We start from the raw sequence: 8,692 nt of genomic DNA, 5'->3' as shown, positions 1-8,692 counted from the left end.
ATTAGTCGACCAGTATTATACGTGTCAAGGAAAAAATCTAATCAAAAATCCCCAATCATGACTTTAGATTTTCAAAATCAAAAAATTGCAGCATAAAAAAGGCTGCCCTTTTCGGACAGCCCCTTCCTTTTGTTTTTTGCATCCTACAATGCTTTTTCTCAAAATTTCTTTGGAAAGAATTTTCAACATATTCATAATGAACAATGTGCTGCTACGCATTTGGAACAAATGCAGGAACAGCAATTGGGCATTTATGGATCCAGAGAATACTTTGAATCCTGGATGGAGGGGAAGATTTCTGAAAACAGAAAAAAACCACAAAGTCAGCTAAGAACAGCAAATGAAGTCAGGGTTATTCCTGTAGTCGTTCATGTCATCCATACAGGTTCACCTCTTGGTACTGGTACAAATATTCCTTTATCACAGATTGAGTCCCAGATAAGGACATTAAATGAGGATTTCAGGAGATTAAATCCGGATGCTTCTCAGACACCTTTGGAGTTTTTGAATGTTGCTGCTGATTCAAGGATTGAATTTGTGCTGGCAAAACAAGATCCAAGAGGCCTGCCTACCAATGGTGTCAACAGGGTACTTGGCCCGAAAACAGCCTATGACCCAAATGATGCTACCCTACTTGGCCAGATAGCATTATGGCCACCTGAAGAATATATGAATATCTGGGTTGTTCCTTTGGTATCACCCTTTATTGGCTATGCTACCTTCCCGGTATCCGGTCTTCCAGGATTAAATTTCCCACCTTCAACCAGAGAGACCGATGGGGTAACGGTGGATTACAGGTATTTTGGACAGGGAGGATCTGCAGTATCAGGATCAAGAGGAAGAACCCTAACCCACGAAGTTGGCCACTTTTTCGGACTTAGACATATATGGGGTGACGGAGATTGCAGTGCTGATGACTTTGTAAATGATACACCCAATCAGGATGGCCCCAACAATGTTTGTAGAACCTCTGCTCCCCGCGTATCCTGTAATACTAGAGATATGGTGGAAAATTTCATGGATTACACCACAGATATCTGCATGAATATTTTCACTCAAGGCCAGGTAGAAAGATTTGATGTAGTATTGGCCAACAGTCCAAGAAGAGCCTCTTTGGTAAACAACAGGGCAACCGTTGAACCACAGCTTCAGCCAAATGACCTAGGGTTTGAAAGATTGATCAGTCCGCAGGATTTCATTTGTGACCTAAATGTAGAACCTGAGATGATAGTCTTCAATTCTGGTAATAATCTAATATCTTCTGCCAGAATAGAAATTAGAAATAATGGTTCTGTATTGGAGACCAGAACCTTCAATTTCAACAATCTTTCAACTGGCGATACGGCTAGAGTCAGATTCAATCCAATAGCCTTAAATCTTGGAGCTAACAATTTCCAAGCGAACATCATAGAGGTTAACAATACAACAGACCCAAATAGCAGCAATAATAGCATTACTTCAAGCCCTATTATACAGCCGCAACTTAGTCTACCATATACGTTTACGATGGACCAATTTGGCAGTTCCTGGGTAGTAAACAATCCTGACAACAGTTTTACTTGGGAGAGTTTTCCCATTACTATTGCAGGAGCAACCCAAAATGTCATCAGAATTCAGAATTACGAATATGATGCTTCCAGTCAACTGGATTTTCTGGTCTCTCCTCAAATCAATCTGAGTGAATTTCCAAATGCCCAATTGACATTCAAAATGGCTTATGCCCCTTATAATACCCAAGGTTTTGGGGATTTCTTATATGTGGCTGTTTCTACCGACTGTGGCAATACATTTAATATTCTTGATGCACCATACAGTAAGGATGTAAATTTTCTTCAAACTGCTGAGCCAACCTTAAATGAATTTATACCTATTCGTGAAGAGCAATTCAGAAGAGAGATTGTCAATCTATCACAGTTTGCAGAATTTGGCAATGTCAGAATCGCCTTTATCAACCGCAATGGTTATGGAAACAATATCTATCTAAAAGATATTCAAATCCTTACAGAGGAAAGTTTCAGGTATGATGCCAAACTTACACAGGTGGCAAGCCCTACTGCCATATCAAATGGGCAACATGAGCAAGAATCCATAGAATTACAGAACACAGGAAATCTCCCAATTTCCGGATTTGTATTCAGAAGAAGATATGGCAATACTCCTGCCCAATCTTTTATTGCTAGGGGAAATTTGTTGAATCCTGGTGAAACTACCCTGATCAACTTGCCAAAGGCTACAGGAAACGGTCTGAATGACCTTAATTACGCTTTGGATTTCCCAAATTTTGATCAAAACCCAAGAACACCAATTTCCCTTAGGAGGTTTGTTGTCATAGATAATGAGATGATCAGGTCCCCTTGGAGGCAAAATTTCAATAATACAGTCACACTCAGTCCTTGGATTAGCTTAAATCCCGAAGCCAACATTACATCTTGGGAATTGTCTTCACTTCAATCAGGAGTGGCATCCAATAACGTAGCAAAATTAAGTGCAAAGCCTGAATTGAATTCCTTCTGGCTGGGTTCTCCAATATTTGATTTGACTGGGAGCAGGCAAGCAGCCCTCTTCTTTGATCGGGCAGCGGGGCTTGTTTCACCTAGCACAACACTAAAAGTGCTAGCAAGTGCAGATGGCGGAGTGAATTATGAAGAAGTCTACAGAAAAAGCGGAAATGACCTGATTACTGTACAGGCAAGTGAGGTCAACCCCAACAATTCCAATGAATTTGTAAAAGATTACGTCAATCTATCTTCATTCGCAGGAAAAGGAAAAACAATGGTAAGAGTAGCATTTGTACTGGAAGACGGTCAGGAATCAAACAGTTCTGTTTTCCTGAACAACGTTGAATTGTTCTTATCAGCCAACCCAGAACCAGTAGATCCAGGATTGGGTAATACCATCATCTATCCAAATCCGGCAAGAGAAGTATTCAATATTGTGTTCAATTTAGACAGGTTTGAAACTGTCAATATTCAGATTACCTCTGCCACAGGAGCCTTGGTTCATGATGTGGATTATCCAAATACTTTAAACCAGACATATACCTTCAGTTCTCAGAATTTCTCCAAGGGATTGTTTATCGTAAAAATTACCAGTCAATCCATCACTGAAACCCGAAAACTGGTCATACAGTAAAGAACAAATAAATTGGTAAAAGCCGGAAGACTTCTAGTTTTACCGGCTTTTTTTATTCCAAAGCATAATTTGGCCAATTCTTTGATTGCAATTAATTAGATTTGGCTTTTAGAAAGCAAATTAATTTTACCTTTATACGTTAGAGCATTAATTGATAACAAACATTCATGAGTGATTTTAAAAATTCTGCCAAAAAAATTGGTTTGCATATAGTATTAGTATTGGCAACCATCTTGGTATTATCTTTTTTATTTTTAAAAGTTTTCCTTCCATCTTACACCAATCATGGTCAGACTGTTACAGTACCTGATCTTGAAGGATATGATTTTGAACAACTTGACTCCTATTTATCCTCAAGAGACTTACAATACGAAGTCACGCTGGACAGTGGATACAATGCTGAACTGAAACCATTTTCAGTATTGAAGCAAAATCCCAAAGCAGGTGAAAAAGTTAAGCAAGGAAGAAAAATTTATGTGACCTTGAATTCTAAAAATGCACCTTTGGTCAAAATGCCGAACTTGGTCAATAGTCTGCTTAAAAATGCCCAGGAAATCCTCAGCAATAATGGCTTGGTAAGAGGGGAAATCATCTATGTGCCTGATATCGGTATCAATGTGGTCTTGGAACAAAAATATAGAGGCCGGAATATTCCGGAAGGTTTTGAACTTCCTAAGGGTTCTCAAATCGATCTGGTGGTCGGTGATGGTCTTGGCAATCAGATATTGGATGTACCTAATTTGGTTGGTATGGATGAAATTGATGCGGAATTTCTCATCATAGGCTCTGGACTAAGGATGGGCAGAATCAATTATGTGCAAACTGACTCTGTACCTCAGGGCATCATTATTAGACAGATGCCTCCTATTGGTGCTGAAGTCAAAACAGGTGAACCTATTGATGTATGGATATCTGAAATGAAGAACAATTGATAATTTGATGTCAAACAGGATAATCGTCATATTATTTTTGACCCAATTTATGGTTTTGGTCAGTGGTGTAAAATCATTGGCACAATTCCAGCAATTACCTACTCCTGTTTCTCAACATCAAGTATCCTATTCAAATGCCAGAATCAATCAAACTCCTTTGAACCTGCCCTTTTGGGATGATTTTTCCAAAATCGGCATCGATACAGCGAAATGGATCAATGAAGGGACCACTCAGTCCTTTACAATTGGAAATGCCCCACCCACTATAGGGGTATTATTGCTTGATGGTGTAGATGAAAGGGGAAGTCCATATTCCCAAAATCGGGTGGAACAGGGTATTACAGACCAAATCACTTCAAAGCCTATCGATCTTTCCCAAGTAACTCCGGATGAGATTAATTCAGTATTTCTGAGTTTCTATTGGCAGGCAGGGGGAAAAGGTGAAATGCCTGATTTCAATGATGATCTCAACCTGTTATTTTTGAATAAAGATGGTATATGGGTAAATATGTGGAGTGTTTCGGGAGATATTCCAGAGCATCAGGAGTTCTTCACCCCTGAGATTATTCAGGTGACAGAAGAATTCCAACATGAAAATTTTCAGTTCCGCTTTCAGATAACCGGAAGGGCATCAGGTCCATTTGACACTTGGATAATAGACTATGTCTACCTGAATAAAAACAGAAATGCCAACAACCTGTTTTTTGCCGATAGAGCACTGACAAGCTACAATAGCAGACCCTCTCAGGGATATTCTGCCATTCCTCTTTTTGAATTGAAAAAAAATCCGGACTTATTCTGGACAAAGACAGGAAATGAGTTCAACAACCTTGACAACAGGTTCAGAGCGATGGAATTCAGTATTGAACTCAGGGATAAGGCTGATAACGCTATAATTTCAAGAATCAATGACAATACCCCATTCAATCCCGTCCCATTGGCCAGCGAAAGAAGAGCATTTGAAAGCAATAACTTTAGCAATATCAGGATTCCTTCACAGGAAACAGATTATGAACTGATCACTTACCTGAGTTCAGGTGATGGGATTTTATTCCAAATCGTCAATGGAGATACACTTTTTTACAATGATGTAGACTTAAGGGTAAATGATACTGTGAAAACTACCATCCCCTTCAGGGATTTTTTTGCCTATGATGATGGCAGTGTGGATTACTCAGCAGGCATCAATCAGCGAAATGGTATGCTTGCCAATAGGTTTGAAGTTCAATCCCCTGTTTACGTCAAAGGAATCAGTATCAATTTTACCAATCTAAATCAGGCCAATAATGTCATTGACTTGATGGTCTGGTCCAGCTTGAACAATGAACCGGTTTTTGTCAAGGAGGTCTTTATTCCTGAAAAAGATGATATCAATGAATTTGCCTATTTTGAAGTAGCTCAAAATGTGCTGGTTGATGATAGTTTCTTTGTCGGGTTTACCCAATTCACCAACGATTTTATCTTTGTCGGCTTGGACAAAACCTACGATAATGGCAATCAAACCTTTTTCAATGTCGCTGGAAGCTGGCAGCAGAATGAACTGGTACAAGGATCTTTGATGATCCGGGTACATTTGAGTGAAACTCCTATTATTGAAGAAGAAAGTCAGGTCCATGTGGGATTTAAGATATTCCCCAATCCTGTTCAGGATTGGTTATACATAGAAGGAAATGTAGACGGATATAATATCTTCGATCCATATGGAAGGTCTATAAATCTGCCGGAAGAAACCTATGAAGACGGTAAAATGATTAAATTTGCAGGCCTTCAAAAAGGAGTGTATGTAATCAACCTCATTCAGGGTAAAGAACAAAAATCAATTCGTGTATTAGTCAGATAAAAAAAACATGGAAGACATAACCGTTTCAGAACTTAGAGAAAAACTTCAGAACAAAGAGGACTTTGTATTCATCGACGTCCGTGAAGAATGGGAATACGAAGAGGATAACCTTGGGGCTGACAATATACCTTTGGGACAATTGCCCTATGAATTGGACCAACTTGAACAATATAAAGACAAGGAAATCGTACTTCAGTGCCGCTCAGGTGCCAGAAGTGGTAATGCCAAAAGATTTATGGAAACCAAGGGCTTCACCAAAGTGCGCAACCTCCTAGGTGGCATTATGGCCTACAGGCAGATGGAGGAAGAGGATTAGGATTCTCCACCTCTAAAAATTAAAAAGACAAGGATTCTTTCGATTCCTTGTCTTTTTTTGTCAACATACTTACTCATTTATTATTTTTTGGGGTTACAGTTCAACATTTAAGCACAATCAATATTTTTTTTCAAGATTCAATATCTTAAAATATCAGTAAGTACTTTTTTGTTTCTGACATTAGTATTTAGTTTTTGAGAAAAGGTAGCATCATGTTTATAACCAAATAAAACTTCCTGACTCAAAGAACTTTTCTCCCAAATACCTGCCCATTTTCTTGTTCTACCATCCATATAAGTTTCAACATCTACTAAGTTCCAACCATCTTTTTTTCTAGTATCCACCAATTTTTGAAAATCGGCGGTTGTATAATTCCGATTCAACATGCCATCCTGACCTTCAACCCAAACGCCGCACCATTTCTGTTGCCCATTTTCATAATACACTTCAAGATCAATCAGCTTATAGCCGGATTTACCCAATTCCTCTCGCTTGGCTCCAAAGTCAGCAGTAGAAAATCCTCTGAAAAGGGCATACTTGCCCTTGCCTGGGAGAAACAGGCCAGCATAAAGCCTCTTGGAACCAACCATATAGGTTTCCAAATCCACCAATCGATATCCCTGACCACTCATTTCCTGCCATTTCTTATTAAAATCGGCAGATTCAAAGTTCCTCCACATTGCCTGTCCTCCTGATTGTTTTTTGAAAATACCGTCCCACACCCGTTTATTATCCAATATATAAGTCTCAAAATTAACACAGACATAGCCTGCAGAGCGCAATCTCTGCCATTCATCTCCAAAGGCATTATGACTATATCCTCTTCTTAAAATGACATGATCATCTGCTGAATGCCAAATGGCCACATTCTCCCCTTTACAAGGTTCTTCAAGGGCTTCACCCTCTTCCACATCATCTTCTGTATCATTTTTACTGTAAGAATAGTGGTAAGGATCATTATTTTGATTGGCACTATACATTCCTATTTCATTGGCAATTTTATGAATAATCTTACTCATAGTCCAGTTAGCATAATTCCCTCCATTAATGGCAATAACAATCCCATCCTTTTTGGTGGTATTAAAAATTAATTTTGTCCTCATGTCTGCATGTGCGCCACCATGTTCTGCAAATAATACTCCACCTATTGTAACTCTCTTCATACCTAATGAATAATTACTGTTATCACTGATATTTTCATTCCATAATCCAGCTGTAGATTTCAATAAAGTCCCATTCATCAAACCCATCATAAACTTATTCAGATCAACAATATTGGAAAGATAGCCTCCCCCAGGAACTTTCCAGATCACATCACTATCATCCCGATTCACCAAAATATCATCACAAATTTTATTATATCCCTTAATCCCATTGGTAGAGTTATAAGTCAGTGAAGTCAAACCCAATTTATTTTTGATCCTAGTATTGATATGGTTATCCCATCCGCCACCAACATTATGAACTACTTCGCCTAATAAATTATAAGCGAAAGATGAATATTGATGTTTATCTCCTGGATCGAAATCTAAATCTGCACTTTTAAAAACATCAACGGATTGACTGGGAATAAAAGCTGCCGTTTTTGACCCCCCATATTTACTTTTATCAAAAGAACCGTAATAATTGATAATTCCACTTCTATGAGAAAGAAGCTGCTTGATTGTAATGTCTTTTTTCTTCCCATCTGTAGGCCAATTACTGACCTTATCACTTACCTTATTATCCAACTTGAGTTTGTTGTCCTCCTTCAACTGATGAATGGCTACTGCGGTAATCACTTTTGAAATAGAAGCCCACCTGAAAAGCGTAGAGTTTGTAAAGGGCGTCTTTTTCTCCAAATCCGTAAACCCATACGACTTTTGGTGGATAATCCTTCCGTCTTTGACCACACTGACTGCCAGGCCAACCAGGTTTCCGTAAATCATTTCATCTTGGATAATCTTATCCAAGTTACTGATGGTTTGTTCCATCTCATTTTTGCTAATATCTTCCACCATATTATCCGGGAAAAATGGAATAAGGAAGAAAATTACTAGGGGAAGTAACTTGATATGAAATTTATTCATATTGGATAACTTCATCTGTTTTTTTACATGTTTCATAAACTTTGTTGTTTAGTAAAAATTCACTATTCAAGGCAAATTCAATGTTTAACCCAAAAAAAGATTTCTCTATTGTATCAAAAAATATCAATGCGGTAACATGAATGCATATTCAATTCAATTTTACCTTTTTAGTGAAAAACTTTTGTAAAATATTCTTATTGAGATCATCTTTAAAAATCAGGATCACCACACCCTCATCCATGTAAGATCCTCCGGTAAATTTTCCAGTGGGAAGAAAATAAAAGGGGGTGTCCGAAAAGTCGAGACACCCTTTTTTTATTGTTGATCTTCTCTAAAATTATTATTTTAGAGTTGAACAAAATACAACAATGTCTAAGGTAGTTTTTAAAAATCAGACTGGCAA

Annotated in this window: 5 protein-coding genes; 4 read left to right on the top strand and 1 reads right to left on the bottom strand. The window is 38.2% G+C overall.

Annotation, left to right across the window (positions count from 1 at the left end):
- Positions 1-129 precede the first annotated feature (129 nt).
- The 4 genes from ACFFIP_RS17760 to ACFFIP_RS17745 all read left to right on the top strand — a co-directional run bounded on the left by ACFFIP_RS17760 (position 130) and on the right by ACFFIP_RS17745 (position 6,220).
- The gene (locus ACFFIP_RS17760; protein ID WP_382389105.1) at positions 130-3,132 is read left to right on the top strand and encodes a M43 family zinc metalloprotease; all 3,003 of its coding nucleotides are present in this window, start codon (positions 130-132) and stop codon (positions 3,130-3,132) included.
- Between the two features lie 167 nt (positions 3,133-3,299).
- Entirely contained in the window at positions 3,300-4,064 is a 765-nt protein-coding gene (locus ACFFIP_RS17755) for a PASTA domain-containing protein (protein WP_382389103.1), read from the top strand.
- Between the two features lie 7 nt (positions 4,065-4,071).
- Positions 4,072-5,904 carry a T9SS type A sorting domain-containing protein gene (locus ACFFIP_RS17750; RefSeq protein WP_382389102.1) on the top strand — a complete coding sequence of 611 codons (1,833 nt, stop codon included), beginning with the start codon at positions 4,072-4,074 and terminating at the stop codon, positions 5,902-5,904.
- Between the two features lie 7 nt (positions 5,905-5,911).
- On the top strand, positions 5,912-6,220 hold the full coding sequence (locus ACFFIP_RS17745) for a rhodanese-like domain-containing protein (RefSeq protein WP_382389101.1): 309 nt from the start codon (positions 5,912-5,914) through the stop codon (positions 6,218-6,220).
- 137 nt (positions 6,221-6,357) lie between these two features.
- Here the strand turns inward: ACFFIP_RS17745 and ACFFIP_RS17740 are convergent, their stop codons facing one another.
- Entirely contained in the window at positions 6,358-8,325 is a 1,968-nt protein-coding gene (locus ACFFIP_RS17740) for a serine hydrolase (protein ID WP_382389100.1), read from the bottom strand.
- Between the last annotated feature and the right edge of the window lie 367 nt (positions 8,326-8,692).

Origin of the sequence: Fontibacter flavus (assembly GCF_042432905.1) — a bacterium.
GTDB lineage: Bacteria > Bacteroidota > Bacteroidia > Cytophagales > Cyclobacteriaceae > Fontibacter > Fontibacter flavus.
Note: the sequence above shows the minus strand (reverse complement) of the source record. Positions and strands in the feature narration are given on the sequence as shown.

Excerpts from the sequence above, each read along its gene's own strand:
- ACFFIP_RS17745 (WP_382389101.1), top strand. The coding sequence starts at position 5,912 with ATGGAAGACATAACCGTTTCAGAACTTAGAGAAAAACTTCAGAACAAA.
- ACFFIP_RS17740 (WP_382389100.1), bottom strand. The coding sequence starts at position 8,325 with ATGAAACATGTAAAAAAACAGATGAAGTTATCCAATATGAATAAATTT.
- ACFFIP_RS17755 (WP_382389103.1), top strand. The coding sequence starts at position 3,300 with ATGAGTGATTTTAAAAATTCTGCCAAAAAAATTGGTTTGCATATAGTA.
- ACFFIP_RS17750 (WP_382389102.1), top strand. The coding sequence starts at position 4,072 with ATGTCAAACAGGATAATCGTCATATTATTTTTGACCCAATTTATGGTT.